The organism is Streptomyces tirandamycinicus (assembly GCF_003097515.1).
Lineage (GTDB): Bacteria > Actinomycetota > Actinomycetes > Streptomycetales > Streptomycetaceae > Streptomyces > Streptomyces tirandamycinicus.
Genome location: NZ_CP029188.1, coordinates 5,517,097 through 5,533,816 on the forward strand (window position 1 = coordinate 5,517,097; position 16,720 = coordinate 5,533,816).

Sequence of the window (16,720 nt, forward strand, 5' to 3'; positions counted from 1 at the left end):
GAGAGGGCCGCAGGCAGGTGTCGCTCCGGCCGGCGGTCCAGGTCGATCAGGCTCGATGTCCCGGACGCCGGAACACTGATCGAATCAAAGAGCCCCGCCGTCCTCCATCGGGCGGCAGGGCTCACGCCTGACGTACGGCCGTCAGGCCTCTTTGACGAACTCCGCCCACGCCATACGGGACACAACGTATGACGGGCGGCATCGCCGTATCAGATGTCGCGGAAGATCTCGATCTGGGCGCCGACCGAGTTGAGGCGCTCGGCCAGGTCCTCGTACCCGCGGTTGATGACATAGACGTTGCGCAGCACCGAGGTTCCCTCGGCCGCCATCATCGCGAGCAGGACGACCACGGCCGGGCGCAGTGCCGGCGGGCACATCATCTCGGCGGCCCGCCAGCGGGTCGGGCCCTCGACCAGGACGCGGTGCGGGTCGAGGAGCTGGAGCCGGCCGCCGAGGCGGTTGAGGTCGGTGAGGTAGATGGCGCGGTTGTCGTATACCCAGTCGTGGATGAGGGTCTGGCCCTGGGCGACGGCCGCGATCGCCGCGAAGAACGGCACGTTGTCGATGTTGAGGCCCGGGAACGGCATCGGGTGGATCTTGTCGATCGGCGCCTCCAGCTTGGAGGGGCGCACGGTCAGGTCCACCAGCCGGGTCCGTCCGTTGTCCGCCGTGTACTCGGGCGTGCGGTCGTGGTCGAGGCCCATCTCCTCCAGCACGGCGAGTTCGATCTCCAGGAACTCGATCGGCACCCGGCGGATCGTCAGCTGCGACTCGGTGACGACGGCGGCCGCGATCAGGCTCATCGCCTCGACCGGGTCCTCCGAGGGGGAGTAGTCGACGTCCACGTCGATCTCGGGCACGCCGTGGACGGTCAGCGTGGTCGTGCCGATGCCGTCGACGCGTACTCCCAGGGCCTCCAGGAAGAAGCACAGGTCCTGGACCATGTAGTTGGAGGAGGCGTTGCGGATCACCGTGACCCCGTCGTGGCGGGCGGCCGCCAGCAGTGCGTTCTCGGTCACCGTGTCGCCGCGCTCGGTCAGCACGATCGGGCGGTCCGGTGCGACCGAACCCTCCACGGCCGCGTGGTACTGGCCCTCGGTCGCGGTGATGTCCAGGCCGAAGCGGCGCAGCGCGATCATGTGCGGCTCGATGGTACGGGTGCCGAGGTCGCAGCCGCCGGCGTACGGCAGGCGGAAGCGGTCCATACGGTGCAGCAGCGGACCGAGGAACATGATGATCGACCGGGTCCGGCGCGCGGCCTCCGCGTCGATGGCGTCCATGTCGAGCCGGGCCGGGGGGATGATCTCGAGGTCGGTGCCGTCGTTGATCCAGCGGGTGCGCACGCCGATGGAGTGCAACACCTCCAGCAGCCGGTAGACCTCCTCGATGCGCGCGACCCGGCGCAGGACGGTCCGTCCCTGGTTGAGCAGCGATCCGCAGAGCAGTGCGACACAGGCGTTCTTGCTCGTCTTGACGTCGATGGCGCCGGAGAGGCGGCGCCGGCCGACGACCCGCAGATGCATGGGACCGGCGTAGCCCAGTGACACGATCTCGCTGTCGAGCGCCTCGCCGATCCGGGCGATCATCTCAAGGCTGATGTTCTGATTGCCGCGCTCGATGCGGTTGACGGCGCTCTGGCTGGTGCCGAGTGCGTCGGCGAGCTGCGACTGTGTCCAGCCCCGATGCTGACGGGCGTCACGGATGAGCTTGCCGATGCGTACGAGGTAGTCGTCTGCCATAGGGGCAGGCTATCTCAGATATGAGATGAGGAGTCCACTGGGGTGGGCCATGCGGGTGATGCCTGGGTTTTGATGGTCTATCACCCGCCCAACCGGGACAAAGTGGGTTAGCCCGTTCGGGTGCCGAGTGCCGAGTGCCGAGTGTCGAGTGCCGGGTGCCGGGTGCCGGGTGCCCGGTGGCGTCCGCCCGGCCTTCGGAGGGATGCGGGTGCTGCCGGTCCGGCTGCGCTCCCGGCGTCTTCGTGGCGGGCCGCCGCCGTCACGTCGTCGTACAGCCCCGTCGTCCCCCGTCGTCACCCCGTCGCCCGTCGTCGCGCGGTCGCGCCGCCCCGCCGGTCCTGCCGTCGCGCCGTCCGGCCGCCCCCGTCGCCCCTCGGGTCCCGCCCGGCGGGTGCGGGTGCGTGCCGCGGGCGCATACCCGTCGCTATCCACCCGTTCCGGGGCGTACCGGTGTCGTCTCGCGGGCCCGGTGCGGCGTCCGTCACTCGCGTCCGGACATGACCCGTCGGCGGTCATGTACTAGAGTTATCTCGATATCGAGATATCTGCAGAAGACGAACCGCAGCCACCTTCCGCCGGACCGCTGGGTAAGGGTGACCTAACTAAGTCTTACCTTAGCGGATGGTGTGGAGTCGCAGGCGGCAGGATGCGGTCGGTACGCGCATATTGATGAAGGAGACTGTCGTGTCGGCGAACAGCTTCGACGCCCGCAGCACGCTGCGCGTGGGCGACGAGTCGTACGAGATCTTCAGGCTGGACAAGGTCGAGGGCTCCGCGCGCCTCCCCTACAGCCTCAAGGTCCTCCTGGAGAACCTGCTCCGCACCGAGGACGGCGCGAACATCACCGCCGACCACATCCGTGCGCTCGGCGGCTGGGACTCGCAGGCGCAGCCGAGCCAGGAGATCCAGTTCACGCCGGCCCGCGTGATCATGCAGGACTTCACCGGCGTGCCCTGTGTCGTGGACCTCGCCACCATGCGTGAGGCCGTCAAGGAGCTCGGCGGCGACCCGGCGAAGATCAACCCGCTCGCCCCCGCCGAGCTGGTCATCGACCACTCCGTCATCGCCGACAGGTTCGGCACCCCGGACGCCTTCGCCCAGAACGTGGAGCTGGAGTACGGCCGCAACAGGGAGCGCTACCAGTTCCTGCGCTGGGGCCAGACCGCGTTCGACGAGTTCAAGGTCGTCCCGCCCGGCACCGGCATCGTCCACCAGGTGAACATCGAGCACCTGGCCCGCACCGTCATGGTCCGGGGCGGTCAGGCGTACCCCGACACCCTCGTCGGCACCGACTCGCACACCACCATGGTCAACGGCCTCGGTGTGCTCGGCTGGGGCGTCGGCGGCATCGAGGCCGAGGCCGCCATGCTCGGCCAGCCCGTCTCGATGCTCATCCCGCGCGTCGTCGGCTTCAAGCTCACCGGCGAGCTGCAGCCCGGCACCACCGCCACCGACCTGGTGCTCACGATCACCGAGATGCTGCGCAAGCACGGCGTCGTCGGCAAGTTCGTCGAGTTCTACGGCGAGGGCGTCGCCGCCACCTCCCTCGCGAACCGCGCCACCATCGGCAACATGTCGCCGGAGTTCGGCTCCACCGCCGCGATCTTCCCGATCGACGGCGAGACCCTGAACTACCTCAAGCTCACCGGCCGCAGCGAGCAGCAGGTCGCGCTGGTCGAGGCGTACGCCAAGGAGCAGGGTCTGTGGCTGGACCCGGCCGCCGAGCCCGACTTCTCCGAGAAGCTGGAGCTGGACCTCTCCACGGTCGTCCCCTCCATCGCCGGCCCGAAGCGCCCGCAGGACCGTATCGTCCTCGCCGACGCCGCCGAGCAGTTCGCGCAGGACGTCCGCAACTACGTCGACGACGTCGACGAGGCGGGCAAGGAGTCCTTCCCGGCGTCCGACGCCCCGGCGATCTCCCCGAACGGCGCCCCCTCGAAGCCGACCACGGTCACCGCCCCCGACGGTTCGACGTACGAGATCGACCACGGCGCCGTCACCGTCGCCGCGATCACCTCCTGCACCAACACCTCCAACCCGTACGTCATGGTCGCCGCCGCGCTGGTGGCGAAGAAGGCGGTCGAGAAGGGCCTGACCCGCAAGCCCTGGGTCAAGACCACCCTCGCCCCGGGCTCCAAGGTCGTCACCGACTACTTCGACAAGGCGGGCCTGACCCCGTACCTCGACAAGGTCGGCTTCAACCTCGTCGGCTACGGCTGCACCACCTGCATCGGCAACTCCGGCCCGCTGCCGGAGGAGGTCTCCAAGGCGGTCAACGACCACGACCTGGCCGTCACCTCGGTGCTCTCCGGCAACCGCAACTTCGAGGGCCGGATCAACCCCGACGTCAAGATGAACTACCTGGCGTCCCCGCCGCTGGTCGTCGCCTACGCCCTCGCGGGCTCCATGAAGGTCGACATCACCCGCGAGGCGCTCGGCACCGACACCGAGGGCAACCCGGTCTTCCTCAAGGACATCTGGCCCTCCGAGGCCGAGGTCAACGACGTCGTCGCCAACGCCATCGGCGAGGACATGTTCAGCAAGTCCTACCAGGACGTCTTCGCGGGCGACGCCCAGTGGCAGGCGCTGCCGATCCCGACCGGCAACACCTTCGAGTGGGACGCCGAGTCGACCTACGTCCGCAAGCCCCCGTACTTCGAGGGCATGACGATGGAGACCACCCCGGTCGGCGACATCGAGGGCGCCCGCGTCCTGGCCAAGCTCGGCGACTCGGTCACCACCGACCACATCTCGCCGGCCGGCGCCATCAAGGCCGACACCCCGGCGGGCACGTACCTCACCGAGCACGGTGTGGAGCGCCGCGACTTCAACTCCTACGGCTCGCGCCGCGGCAACCACGAGGTCATGATCCGCGGCACGTTCGCCAACATCCGCCTGCGCAACCAGATCGCGCCGGGCACCGAGGGCGGCTACACCCGCGACTTCACGCAGGACGGCGGTCCGGTGTCGTTCATCTACGACGCCTCCCGCAACTACATCGAGCAGGGCATCCCGCTGGTCGTCCTGGCCGGCAAGGAGTACGGCTCCGGCTCGTCCCGCGACTGGGCCGCGAAGGGCACCGCGCTCCTCGGCGTCAAGGCCGTCATCGCCGAGTCGTACGAGCGCATCCACCGCTCGAACCTCATCGGCATGGGCGTCCTCCCGCTGCAGTTCCCCGAGGGCGCGTCGGCCGAGTCCCTCGGCCTGACCGGTGAGGAGACGTTCTCCATCGCCGGTGTCACCGAGCTCAACGAGGGCACCACGCCGCGCACGGTCAAGGTGACCACCGACACCGGTGTGGAGTTCGACGCGGTCGTCCGCATCGACACCCCCGGTGAGGCGGACTACTACCGCAACGGCGGCATCATGCAGTACGTGCTTCGCCAGCTTGTCGGTTGATGGGCTGATCGGCTCGGATGTCAGAGGATCCGGTCGCACCCGCTGCCAGCGGGCGTCGCACCGGAGTCCCGCACAAGCGCCCCGTCAGGCCGAAGCCTGACGGGGCGCTTGCCCGTGCATGCTGACTGCGTAGTGGTCGGTACACGGTCCAGCTGACGCGAGTTGCTCTGGCTCGCGACCGCCCGCCTCGCCTCGTGCTGCCGGGCTGTGTGCCGCTCGCCGTCGCGGCGACCCGCAGCGCCCAGCACGTCCCGACACTCTCGCTCATCTCGTTCAGGTCCGGGACACGGACACCCGGGCACGCCCTGGAAAGAACAAACCCCGGCGACATCGCTCCAGCGAACGAGCGATCGTCCAGGGAGTTCGCGGCCTCATCTGCCGTGCCGGTCGCCGGTCCCGACCGGGCAGCGGTACCGGCGCGATCAGGCCGACGCGGCCGCAGCGTGATCGGTACGGGTGCGCATGCGTGCCGCGTCCGCCCGCGGCGGCGCACCGAACTGCCGTTTGTACTCGCGGCTGAACTGCGAGGGGCTGTCGTATCCCACGCTGGAGGCGACGCCGGTCACGTCGTACGGGCGGCGGGCCAGCGTCAGGCGCGGCGGCGGGTGCGTCGCCACGTGAGTGGCCTGCTGCATCTGCGGCCGACGACCACGTGACGATCGAGGTTGGTGCCCATTCGCATCAGGAAGGGCGGTAGAGGGCCGTATCCCCGGTGACGGGGGTACGGCCCTTCGTCATGCGCGCGCCGGGGCGTGGGCCGATCGGATCCCGCCATCCCGACGGCACGGGCATCGACCGTGTCTCGCGGGGTACGCGGACCCGCACCCCCCGCGGCGGTGTGCGGCCGTGGCCGGAACCCGACCGCTGCGGACCGCTTCGCCGCAGGCCGCGCCATGTCGTCGGCCGCCGGAGCCGCATCGCCGTAAGCGTGTCCGCAGGGCCGTAAGCGGGACCGTAAGGAGACCCGAGGGGGATCCGAAGGGGCGTGCCGCACAGTGGGAGGCGTGCGTGAGAGCGGCGGGGTGAGGCCGAGGGGGCTTGTGATGGATGGCGAGAACCGGCTGCGGCTGGTGATCCTGGTCGGTGCGGCACGAGAGAGCCGGTTCGGCCTCGCGGCGGCCGAATGGCTCGCCGTCCGCGCCCGGTTGCGCAAGGACGTCGAAGTCGACGTCATCGACCTGGCCACGGCCTGGCTCCCGGACCTCATGACCGCCGACCCCGCCGTGCCGCGGCCCTCCGCGGTACGGGACCTCTCGCCCTGGCTCGTCGCCGCCGACGCCTTCGCCGTGGTGACCCAGGACTACCGCCTCGGCTGTCCGGCGTCCCTCAGGAACGCGATCGACTGGTACGACCGCGAGTGGCACGCCAAACCCGTCGGCTTCGTCAGCTACGGCGAGGCCTCGGGCGGACTCGGCGCCATAGCCCAGCTACGGCAGGCGTTCGCCGAGGTCCACGCCATGACGGTCACCGAGACCATCAGTTTCCACCACTACGAGAAGCGCTGGGGCCCCGAGGGCCAGCTGCTCGACTCGGCCGCCTGCCGCGCGCAGGCCGCCGCCATGCTCGACCGGCTCGAATGGTGGGCCCGCGCCCTGCGGCGCGCCCGCGCGCTGGAGCCGTACGAGGATCCGACCCCTGTGTACGCGGAGGAGTGACAGCAATGGACACCAGGTGGTTCCGGCGGTTCGGTGAACCGCTGGCCGAGGCGCCCCGGCTGCTCTGCTTCCCGCACGCCGGCGGAGCGGCCAGCGCCTACGCGCCGATGGCCCGCCGACTGTCCCCGGTGATCGACGTAGTGGCCATCCAGTACCCCGGCCGCCAGGATCGACGCAACGAGGCACCGGCCGACGGCATCCTCGACCTCGCCACCCGCATAGCCGACGGGATCGATCTCGAGGACCCCCGGCCTCTCGCCTTCTTCGGCCACAGCATGGGAGCCCTCGTCGCCTTCGAGACCGCACGCGTCCTGCACGGCCGGTCCGCCCGGGCACCCGTCCGTCTCTTCCTGTCCGGGCGGGGCGCGCCCGGACCCGCCCCGAACCCGCACGACCTGCTCACAGATGACGCGGCCGTTCTCGCCGCGGTCCGGAACCTCGGAGGCACCGACGCCTCGTTCCTGGACGATCCCGAACTGCTGGCCATGGTGCTGCCGACGCTGCGCGCCGACTACGGAGCCCTGGCCGCGTACCGCTGGACGGCGGGTCCCGCGCTGAACAGCCCCTTCACCGTGCTCGTGGGCGATTCCGACCCGGTCGTACCGGTCGCGTCGGTGCACGGCTGGGCACGGCATACGCGACAGGACAACGATGTTCTGGTTCTTGCCGGGGGGCACTTCTATCTGAGCGAGCGGCTGGACGAGGTGTGCGCGATCGTCACCGGCCGCTTGACGACCCTGAGTGGGGGAAGCAGTGGAATTCCGGATCTTGGGCCCATTGGAAGCGTCGGCAGACGGACGGAAGCTGGCGCTGGGCGGACACAAGCAGCGAGCGGTGCTGGGGATGCTGCTGCTGAGGGCGAACCGGGTCGTCGCGACCAGCGAACTGCTGGCAGCGCTGTGGCCTGAGGACAACCGGCCCACGACCGCCCGCAAGATCGTGCAGAACGCGGTGTGGGGGCTGCGTGCGCTGTTCACCGAGGACACCGGGGAACAGCACGCTGCCGCGCCCGCCCTCGTCACCCAGGCCCCCGGCTACGTCCTGCGCGTCGACCCCGAGCACATCGATCTGTACAGGTTCAACCACCGGGTCGCGGAGGGCCGGGCCTGCCTGGCCGCCGGACGCCACGAGGAGGCGGCCGGGCTGCTGCGCGCGGCCCTCGACGAGTGGCACGGCACCGCGCTCGCCGACCTCGCCGAGGCGGGCACCGACTGGCCCGAGCTCACCGCCCTCAGCCAGTCGCGCCTCGACGTCATGGAGGACCGTTTCGAGGCCGAGCTGCGCAGCGGCCGGCACCACGAGATCCTCGGCGAACTGGTCTCCCTCGCCGAGGAGGAACCGCTGCGCGAACGGCTCTGCGGCCAGCTGATGCTGGCCCTGTACCGGTGCGGCCGGCAGGCGAAGGCGCTGGACGTCTTCAGCCGAGTCCGCCGGTCCATGGTGGAGGAGCACGGACTGGAGCCGTCGCGCGAACTCCAGCTGCTGCAGCAGAACATCCTCACCCACGACCTGTCCTTGACCCCCACCCCCCGGCTCGCCGCGGCGCCGGAGCGCGGCCTGCCGCCGTCGTACTCCCGGCCGGTGCCGGAGCAGCGCGGCACCGAACGGCCCGTGCGGCGCCTGGCGATGGTGCCGCCGTCCGCCAGGCCCGAGCAGGGCTCGCGGCCGGAGCAGGGCCCGCGGGCCGACCCGGTCCTGCGCACCGAGCGCCGGAAGGTCGCGCTGCTGCTGGTGCGCACCGGCTTCCCCGACCAGGCCACGGCCTTCGCCGAGCTGCGCTCGTCCGTCACCCTGCACGACGCCGTCACCGCCGTCGCCGAGAGCGTCGTCGAACTCGGCGGCACCCTCGCCGGATCGCTCGGCTACATCTCGATGGCCGTGTTCGGGCTGGAGGGCGACGGGCGCGACGCCTCGTTCGACGCGGTGCTTGCGGCCATCGAGCTGCGGGCCCGGCTGAGCCAGGTGCCCGGACCGACCTGGCACGCGGTCGTCTCGGCCGGCGAGGTGCTGGTCCGCCGCGACCCGCAGGACGCGTACACCTCCGTGTCCGTCGTCGGGCGGCTGGTGGACGAGGCGCGCTCGCTGCTCGCCACCGTCCCGGCCGGCGAAATCCAGCTCACCGGCGACGCGGTGCGGAACACCGCCGGACTCGTCCGGCAGGCCCCGCACGAGCGTCCCGGCGTACGGGTGGTGACCGGGCTGCGGTCCGACGACGACGCCGCGCTGCCCGCTTCGCCCGGCGACCACGGAGCCGAACGCACCGTGCTCAAGGGCCTGATGGACCGCACCCGCCGGCATGACGCGCCGCACCTGGTGACCATCCTGGGCGACCAGGGCACCGGCAAGACCCGGCTCCTCACCGACTTCCTCCGCGACATCCAGGGCGGGGCCGCCCGGGTGGTGCGGGTGCGGGCCGGTCAGGACACCTGGTGGACTGTGCCCGACCTGCTGCGGCTGTGCTGCGGTCTGGGGGCGGCCGACGCGGAGAGCGACCGGCTCGCCGAGGTCGTCCGCAGGGTCGCGGGACGCGGCACGACCGCCGCACGGCTGCTGCGGCAGATCCGCGCGACTCAGGAGTGCGGGGCCGAGGCCGGTGACGCTCTCCAGCGGGAGCGCGACGCGCTGGAGAGCTGGCGCGACCTGCTGGTGCTGCTCGCCCGGGAACAGCCGTTGGTGCTGTGCGTGGACGACGCCCACCTCGCCGAGCACGCCGTCCTGGACCTGCTGGAGTGGCTGGCCTCCGAGCCGCAGGACGCGCCGCTGTTCATGGTGGTGTGCGCCCGGCCGGCCCTGCTGAAGCGGCGGCCCTTCTGGGGCGCCGGACTGCGCCACGCCGGCACCCTCACCCTGGAAGGCATGCCCGGACCGGCCGACCAGGAACTCGGCGCCGGCTGGGTACGGGAGCCCGCCGTGCGCCAGTAGTCGGGCGGGCGTACGACCGGCCGCTGAGCGGGAAACGAGAGCCGGGCCCCCGGAGACCATCGCCAGGTGGTCTCCGGGGGCCCGGCTCTGCCGGCGGGGGTCTGCGCGCAAGGCGTGGTGCGCGCGGTGCGCCTCGGCCCGGCGGGCCTTCCGCGCGAGGGATGCGGCGGGGCACGGGGCGGGACGTGGGGCGGATCTTCGCTTGACGGTCTTCTCCCGCGGCGTGCCTTCGGCGCGGTCGGGGTTGCCCGTGCGGGCCTTCCGCGCGGTCGGATCCCCGTATCAGGGGGCTTGCCGCGTGGCCGGGTCGGCGGTGGGTGGAGGGGCTGACCGAGGGGCACCGGTGGGGCGGTGCCGCCGGGGGCGGTCGGAGGTGGTCACCGGGGGGAGTGAGGGAGGGTGTAGTAGGGGGCGGGCTCGTCGTCCGGGGTCTGTTCGATCGCCAGGACCTGCCAGCGGGCGGGGGAGGTGGCCACCCGGCGGTAGTCGACGCGGTGCTGGGTGCGGCGGCGGGTGACGTCGCACACGTGGACCTTGCCCGCCGGAGTGCGGCTCAGCATCGCGTCGCACTGGTCGACGAGGTCGCCGCCGGTCCACGGCCGGCCGGTGCCGGGCGCCGGGGCGGGCCACCTGTACACCAGGGCCGTGCCCGTGGCGACGGCGGCGTGCACGGACAGACCCTGGACCACCGGTGCGGGCCGGCCGGGCGGGGACCCGAGGGTGATGAGGCAGTCCCGGACGGCCAGCGCGGCCCGGATCGCGCGTTCGGCGCCGTCCTCCAGGGCGCGCCGGTCCTCCGTGAACAGCCCGAGCAGCACCGAACCGATCGAGGTCGCCACCATGCCGCCCGCACCGGCGACCTCCTGGCGGGCCAGTTCGCAGACGCTGTCGAGGACGTGGTCGACGTCATCCGGTGACATGCCGTCGCACGTGCCGAAACCGAACCGCAGCATCAGCACACTGCTGAGCTGCTGGGTCTGCGCCTCCTCGGTACCGGTCCCGGCGCTCGAGGGAGCCTTCAAGGGAGCACTCAATGGAGTGAAGAGGGCATGGGCGTGCGCGGCGGCCGGCAACGCGCCCGTGGTCCGGCCGCCGGACGCGGCGGCCGGCGCCGGCCCGGCCGGGGCGGGGGAGGCGTGTCCCGTCCGGCCGTGGTACGCGTTGGCAGGGCCGCCGCCCTGCCCGGCGTGTGGCTCGGGCCGCGCGCGGGCCGCGGGGGCGACGGCGGCGGAGGACACGGAGTCTGGGCGGGGCCGGACGGGCAGGTCCAGTTGGGGGTCCTGGGCGAGGATGGAGCGCTGGAGCTGCTGGATGCCCCGGCCGGGCTCCAGGCCGAGGCCCTCGACGAGGGCGGCGTGGATGCGGGTGTACACGCCGAGGGCGTCGGCCTGGCGTCCGCACCGGTACAGCGCCAGCATCAGTTGCTGCGCGGCGCGCTCCCGGAGCGGTTCGGCGCGGACGAACCCGTCCAGGTCCCGCAGTACGGACTTGTGTTCACCGCATTGGAGTTCGACTTCGAAGCAGTCCTCCATCACGTCGAGCCGCTTCTGCTCCAGCGCGATCAGCTCCGGCCACTCCAGCCCCACCTCGGCCAGATCCGCGAGCGCCGGACCGCGCCACAGGGCCAGCGCCTCCCGCAGCGCACCCCGGGCCCGCTCCGCGTCACCGGACGACAGGGCCGCCCGGCCCTGCGCCGCCAGCCGCTGGAACCGCAGCAGATCGACCCGCTCGGCGGGCACCCGCACCATGTACCCCGGCGCCCGGGTCATCAGCTGCGCCGCGTCCGGCTCGTCGTTCGGCACCGTCAGCGACCGGCGCAGCCGCCACACCGCGTTCTGCAGGATCTTGCGCGCGGTATCGGGCACCTGGTCGGCGGGCCACAGCGCAGCCGTCAGCTGCCGCGCGGACACCACCTGGTTGGCGTGCAGCAGCAGATAGGCCAGGGCCGCGCGCTGCCGTGTGCCGCCGAGCCGGACCGGCCCGGCCGTACTCCCCACTTCGAGTGGTCCGAGCAGTCGGAACTCCATGTGTCTCCCCCGTCGTCTGCGTCGGCGCGGGACGCGCGCCGACGGTGATGTGCGGGCCGGGTGGCCCCAGCGGGGCCAACATCCGGCCGCGCACATTTGTTCTCGCCGGGTCAGCCGGTGGCCGCCCCCGCCAGGCGCGAGCCGTCACCGTCGCGCAGCAGCGCGCAGATGTCCCGCAGGCCGGTCTCCAGCCGGGCGATCTCCTCGTCGGCCAGCTCGATCGACGGCTCGAACCGCAGGGTGTTGACCGCGCTGGCCGTCGGGAAGGTCCGTACCCGGTGCTCGCGCAGCAGGTGTCCGGCGAGGAAGTACCCGAAGAGCCCGGACCCGGCCAGCCCGCGAACCGCCTCCGACTCCGCGTCCGACTGGTCCCGGAACTCCAGGCCCAGCATCAGCCCCTTGCCGCGGACCTCCTGCACCTGCTCGGGGAAGTCGGCGCGGACCGACTCCAGCATGGCCCGCAGGGCCGCGCCGCGTTCCTCGACCCGGCGGTAGGCGCCGCCGTCGGTCTCCAGCAGCTCCAGGACCTTCAGCGCGACGGTGCAGGAGAAGCTGTCCTTGGCGAAGGTCGAGCTGTGCACGATCTCGAACTCCCGCCGGTAGCGGGTCTCGCGCACCAGCATCACCGACGTCTTGGCGATGCCACCGCCGAGCGTCTTGGCAAGCGTGTAGTAGTCGCCGCGCAGGCCCACCTGGGAGGAGGCCAGCAGGGTGCCGGTGCGGCCCATGCCCGCCTGGATCTCGTCGACGATCACCGGGCAGTCGATCTCCTCGCAGAAGCGCTGGATCGCCTCGGCGAACTCTGCGGTCAGCACGTGGATGCCGCCCTCGCCCTGGATCGGCTCCAGCAGGAAGGCGCAGAACACAGGGAACTCCCGCTCCGCGACGTCCACCTGCCCATCGGCGACGACCAGTTCGAAGCAGACGCCGCGGTCGCGCTCGTGGATCTCCTTCAGCGCCTCGGGCCGCTCCCACGGCACGAACCGCGCCTGCGCGGCCAGCGAGCGGAACGGCGTGCGGTAGGCCTCGTTGTGCGTCAGCTGCACACTCGTGCCCAGCTTGCCGTGGAAGCCGCCCTCCAGGGCGAGGAACAGCGGCGGGCGCTCCAGCTGGGCGGTGTTGTGCTCCGTGAGGTGCCGCTCCAGCTCCGCGAACGCCGCGGCCGGACCCGCCGCGGCGCTCACACCGAACCGCCGCAGGACCCGGTCGGCGACCACCGAGCCGCCGGCCACGGCGTCCCGCGCCGAGTCCGCGGACCGCTGGAGTTCCTCACCGAGCGCGACGATCCGCATGCCCCGGTCCATCTCGGCGTGCTTGACGGCCGCCTCGACGGCCTCGGCACCGGTGTTGGCGAAGATGGCGTAGTACGGCTCGTCCGTGCCGAGTTCCCGGTGGACGATACGGTTCAGCTCGGACGCCAGACGGTTGGCGTAGGGGTGGCGGGAGAACTGGGCGTGCACGGGGGTTCCCGCCTCCAGCAGCTCCCGGGCGCACCGGACGATGTCCGGATGGTTGTGGCCGAGCAGCACCGACCCGTAGCCGCCGGCGAAGTCGGCGATCGCGATCTCGCCACCGTCCGCCCCGCGCTGGTACAGCGTGTTTCCCCCGGCGCGCACGTACTCGACGGCCAGACCGGCCATGTCCAGCACTTCGCGGAGATACGGTTCGGCGAGTTCCGGCCCTTCGGCCGCGGAGTTGTTGGTGTCCATGAGCACAGATTGCGCCATTCGGGTCAACGCCCGGTCATTGCTGGCTCATAAGCACCGCACGGGCCGGCGGGAGCAGGCGATTACCGGCCGATGAGGCTCCTTCGGAAACGTGGCGGTACGTTGACGAACGCGGGCCCTGGTTCGCCAACGGCAGGGCCTGAGCGTGCCCCGCGAAAAGGATCGGAGAATACGGAATGAATTCCGCGCCCGCTGACCTCGACGCAGTCACTGCGGTGCCCAGCCCGCCCGCCCACGACGCGGTGACCCCCGCGGTGCTGCGATCCGTGATGTCGCGTTTCGCCACCGGAGTCACCGTCATCACCGTGGGCGGGGAACACCTGCACGCGATGACCGCCAACGCCTTCAGCTCGGTGTCCCTGGAACCGCCCTCGGTGCTGTGCAGTGTGGGGCACAGCGCGGTGATGCACGGGGCGCTGACCTCGGCGGGGCGGTTCGCCGTCAACATACTCGACGTCGACCAGGAGCCGCTGGCCCGGCACTTCGCCGACAAGAAGCGCACCCTGGGCGCCACCCAGTTCGACGGCGTCCCGTGGACGCCGGGCGAGCACACCGGCGCCCCGCTTCTGGGCGGATCGCTGGCCTGGCTGGAATGCGAACTCACCGCCGCGCACGAGTTCGGTGACCACACCATCTTCATCGGCACAGTGGTCGGAGCGGGCCAGTTCACCAAGGGCCATGGACTGCTGTTCGTCGACGGCCGATTCGGTCGCCCCGAGTCGTCCGCGCGCTGAAGCGCGGCCCCCGCCGCGGGGCCGGTGAAAAAGCGGCAGGGCGATCCGATGACCCGTTCATGACCGTGATGAGATCGCCGAATGCCATGACCGTGAACTGTTCGTTCCCCGCTCCTGCTTTCATGGCCGTTCTGCAAGAGCACCACGGAGTGGGAAATGGAGTCGTACATGACTGGCAATGGCCGTTCACCGGTGACCGTCATCGGCCTCGGGCTGATGGGCCAGGCGCTGGCCGCCGCCTTCCTGAAGGGCGGCCACCCGACCACCGTCTGGAACCGGTCCGCCGACAAGGCGACGGATCTGGTGTCCTCGGGAGCCGTGCTCGCCGACACCCCGGACGAGGCGGTCTCGGCCGCCGACTTGATCGTCGTCTGCGTGTCGGACGACGACGCGCTGCACGGCGTACTCGACCCGGTGGCCGAGAAGCTGCGCGGCCGCGTGGTGGCCAACCTGACCTCCGGCTCCTCGGACCAGGCGCGGGCCAACGCCGCGTGGTCCGCCGAGTGGGGCTTCGACTACCTCGACGGCGCCATCATGACCGTGCCGGCGGGCGTCGGAGCCCCCGAGTCGGTGTTCTTCTACGCCGGTCCCCAGAAGGCCTACGACCGCCACGCCGAGGCGTTGGCCCTGCTCGGCGGCGGCACCACCTACCTCGGTGAGGACCACGCCCTGGCCCCGCTGTACGACGTGGCGCTGCTCGGCATGATGTGGGGGACGCTCAACAGCTTCCTCCAGGGCGCGGCGCTGCTGGCCACGGCGGACGTCAAGGCGTCGGAGTTCCTGCCCTGGGCGATCAAGTGGGTGGACGCCGTCAAGATGTTCGCCACCGACTACGCTGGGCAGATCGACGCCGGTGACGGCGCCTATCCCGCTCGGGACGCCACCATGGACGTGCACGCCGGCGCGCTGAAGCACCTGCTGCACGAGAGCGAGTCCCAGGGCGTCAACGCCGAACTGCCTCGCTTCGTCCAGGGCCTGATGCAGCGCACCATCGCCGCGGGCTTCGGGCAGAACAGCTACGCCAGCATGATCGAGCTGTTCCGCGCGCCGGAGAAGTAGGCGGGCCGCCACACCGGCCGAGGGCCCGGACCGGTACCCCCGGTCCGGGCTTCGCGTCGCCCGCACATGCGCCCGCGCACACGCCCGCGCGCTCTTCCCGCGCACACGACCGCGGCGGCCCGTACGGCCCGGTCGTCCGGGGCGTACGGGCCGCCGCCGGCCGGGGGCCGCCGCACCGGCTCCCGCTCACACAGTGGCCGGTGGGGCGGGCGCGTCCGTCACAGGAAGTACGTGCCGGGCTCCAGGCCCATCAGCACGCGGCCCTGCACCTCCAGGTTGGCGCCCAGCTGCACCAGGGCGTGCAGCGAGAAGCCCTGGATGTCGCGGTGGAAGCGCTGGAGGTCGACATCGGTGCGGATCACCGAGCCGCCGCTGGCCGCGTACAGCGTCTCGACCGCCTCCTTGGCCAGCTGGCCCGCGTACGCCGTCTGGCCGCGGATGACGGCCTTCTCCTCGTCGGTCGGCTGCTCGCCCGCGTCGGCCGCCCGCTGGAGCACCTCCAGCCAGCGCTCGGACAGGGCGCGCGCCGCCTCGATCTTGTTGGCGGCGACGGCCAGCTGCTGCTGGGTCGGCGGGTGCTCGCGCTGGTCCGTCCAGTCCGTGTAGGTGATGCCGCGGCCCGGCACCCGCTCCAGGAACAGCCCGTAGGCGCCCTCGGCGATGCCGACGAGGGTCGCCGCCACACTGGACAGGATGTAACCGAGCAGCCCGTAGTTGCGCCCGGTCGCCCCGGTGTTGGAGCGGTTGCCGGTCGCGCTGACCATGGCCTCCTCCAGCGGCACCGTGCGGTGCGCCGGCACGAACAGGTCGGCGGCCTTGACCGTGCAGCTGCCGGTGCCCGCGCCGGACGAGACGTACCAGTCGTCCTCCACGGCCAGTTCGGCCGTCGGCACCAGCGCGACCAGCTCCTGGTGCGTGCCGTCGGGCAGCTCCACCAGAGCGGCCAGCAGGTCCCAGTCGGCGCCGCGGACACCGGAGTTGTACCGCCAGGTGCCGTCCAGCCGGTAGCCGCCGTCAACCGGCTTGAGGGTGCCGCTGGGCGCGAAGACGATCGACACCCGCGTGGAGCCGGAGGCGAAGACCTCCTCCTGCGCCCGGTCGGGGTAGAGGCTGACCGCCCACGCACTGGTGAGCCACACCATCGTCAGCCAGCCGGTCGACGGGCAGCCGCGTGCGACCTCGGAGATGACCCGCGCCTGCTGCGCGGCGTCCAGGTCGAGACCGCCGTACGTCCTGGGCACCGCGGAGCGGAAGACCCCGGCCTTCTCCAGGACCTGGACGTTCTCCTCGACGATCCAGCGCCGCTGCTCGCTCTCCTCCCCGTTGCGGCGGAGCACCGGCACGGCGGCGCGCACGCCGTCGAGCACGGAGGCGAGTTCTTCTTCGGTGGCCATGGGACTTCTCCTCGTCGCGCGGGATTCAAAAGGTGCGAGTCGCTCTGTGCGTTCACGTTATGCC

Annotated in this window: 10 protein-coding genes and 1 pseudogene; 6 read left to right on the top strand and 5 right to left on the bottom strand. The window is 71.6% G+C overall.

Annotated elements, in window-relative coordinates; all coding sequences use genetic code 11:
* Window positions 1-209: 209 nt before the first annotated feature.
* Window positions 210-1,739, bottom strand: a complete 1,530-nt coding sequence (locus tag DDW44_RS24220) for a helix-turn-helix domain-containing protein (RefSeq protein ID WP_108907725.1) — start codon at window positions 1,737-1,739, stop codon at window positions 210-212.
* Between the two features lie 684 nt (window positions 1,740-2,423).
* On the opposite strand from DDW44_RS24220, the gene acnA reads away from it, so the two are divergent.
* Window positions 2,424-5,138 (top strand): aconitate hydratase AcnA, encoded by a 2,715-nt coding sequence (gene acnA, locus DDW44_RS24230; RefSeq protein WP_108907727.1) that lies wholly within the window; start codon window positions 2,424-2,426, stop codon window positions 5,136-5,138.
* Between the two features lie 422 nt (window positions 5,139-5,560).
* Here acnA and DDW44_RS24235 read toward each other — a convergent pair.
* Window positions 5,561-5,686: pseudogene (locus DDW44_RS24235) on the bottom strand (AraC family transcriptional regulator); the annotation flags it as partial.
* 495 nt (window positions 5,687-6,181) lie between these two features.
* On the opposite strand from DDW44_RS24235, the gene DDW44_RS24240 reads away from it, so the two are divergent.
* Genes DDW44_RS24240 through DDW44_RS24250 form a run of 3 tightly spaced genes read left to right on the top strand, consistent with a single transcriptional unit; the run spans window position 6,182 to window position 9,715 of the window.
* Window positions 6,182-6,793, top strand: coding sequence for an NADPH-dependent FMN reductase (locus tag DDW44_RS24240; protein ID WP_108907728.1), 612 nt, complete (start codon window positions 6,182-6,184; stop codon window positions 6,791-6,793).
* A gap of 5 nt (window positions 6,794-6,798) precedes the next feature.
* A complete protein-coding gene (locus DDW44_RS32970) occupies window positions 6,799-7,701 on the top strand; it encodes a thioesterase II family protein (RefSeq protein WP_108908931.1) in 903 nt (300 codons plus the stop codon).
* Window positions 7,637-9,715, top strand: a complete 2,079-nt coding sequence (locus tag DDW44_RS24250; RefSeq protein WP_244224233.1) for an AfsR/SARP family transcriptional regulator — start codon at window positions 7,637-7,639, stop codon at window positions 9,713-9,715. The genes DDW44_RS32970 and DDW44_RS24250 overlap by 65 nt, the downstream gene beginning before the upstream one ends.
* A gap of 377 nt (window positions 9,716-10,092) precedes the next feature.
* On the opposite strand, the gene DDW44_RS24255 is transcribed toward DDW44_RS24250, so the two are convergent.
* Both DDW44_RS24255 and DDW44_RS24260 read right to left on the bottom strand, forming a co-directional pair.
* Window positions 10,093-11,742, bottom strand: a complete 1,650-nt coding sequence (locus tag DDW44_RS24255; RefSeq protein WP_167455529.1) for an AfsR/SARP family transcriptional regulator — start codon at window positions 11,740-11,742, stop codon at window positions 10,093-10,095.
* Between the two features lie 110 nt (window positions 11,743-11,852).
* Window positions 11,853-13,451, bottom strand: a complete 1,599-nt coding sequence (locus tag DDW44_RS24260) for an aspartate aminotransferase family protein (protein ID WP_108907731.1) — start codon at window positions 13,449-13,451, stop codon at window positions 11,853-11,855.
* Between the two features lie 233 nt (window positions 13,452-13,684).
* Here DDW44_RS24260 and DDW44_RS24265 point away from each other — a divergent pair, with 233 nt between their 5' ends.
* Together DDW44_RS24265 and DDW44_RS24270 are read left to right on the top strand one after the other, a co-directional pair.
* Window positions 13,685-14,203, top strand: coding sequence for a flavin reductase family protein (locus DDW44_RS24265; protein ID WP_017946695.1), 519 nt, complete (start codon window positions 13,685-13,687; stop codon window positions 14,201-14,203).
* A 168-nt stretch (window positions 14,204-14,371) separates the two neighbouring features.
* Window positions 14,372-15,262: an NAD(P)-dependent oxidoreductase gene (locus DDW44_RS24270; RefSeq protein WP_108908932.1), complete on the top strand. Its 891-nt coding sequence runs from the start codon at window positions 14,372-14,374 to the stop codon at window positions 15,260-15,262.
* A gap of 218 nt (window positions 15,263-15,480) precedes the next feature.
* Here DDW44_RS24270 and DDW44_RS24275 read toward each other — a convergent pair whose 3' ends face one another.
* The gene (locus DDW44_RS24275) at window positions 15,481-16,656 is read right to left on the bottom strand and encodes an acyl-CoA dehydrogenase family protein (RefSeq protein ID WP_108907732.1); all 1,176 of its coding nucleotides are present in this window, start codon (window positions 16,654-16,656) and stop codon (window positions 15,481-15,483) included.
* Window positions 16,657-16,720: the final 64 nt, after the last annotated feature.

What these genes read in the sequence shown, in the direction of transcription:
- DDW44_RS24270 (WP_108908932.1), top strand. Translation starts at nt 14,372, where the DNA reads ATGACTGGCAATGGCCGTTCACCGGTGACCGTCATCGGCCTCGGGCTG.
- DDW44_RS24240 (WP_108907728.1), top strand. Translation starts at nt 6,182, where the DNA reads ATGGATGGCGAGAACCGGCTGCGGCTGGTGATCCTGGTCGGTGCGGCA.
- DDW44_RS24260 (WP_108907731.1), bottom strand. Translation starts at nt 13,451, where the DNA reads ATGGACACCAACAACTCCGCGGCCGAAGGGCCGGAACTCGCCGAACCG.
- DDW44_RS32970 (WP_108908931.1), top strand. Translation starts at nt 6,799, where the DNA reads ATGGACACCAGGTGGTTCCGGCGGTTCGGTGAACCGCTGGCCGAGGCG.
- DDW44_RS24255 (WP_167455529.1), bottom strand. Translation starts at nt 11,742, where the DNA reads ATGGAGTTCCGACTGCTCGGACCACTCGAAGTGGGGAGTACGGCCGGG.
- DDW44_RS24220 (WP_108907725.1), bottom strand. Translation starts at nt 1,739, where the DNA reads ATGGCAGACGACTACCTCGTACGCATCGGCAAGCTCATCCGTGACGCC.
- DDW44_RS24250 (WP_244224233.1), top strand. Translation starts at nt 7,637, where the DNA reads ATGCTGCTGCTGAGGGCGAACCGGGTCGTCGCGACCAGCGAACTGCTG.
- DDW44_RS24275 (WP_108907732.1), bottom strand. Translation starts at nt 16,656, where the DNA reads ATGGCCACCGAAGAAGAACTCGCCTCCGTGCTCGACGGCGTGCGCGCC.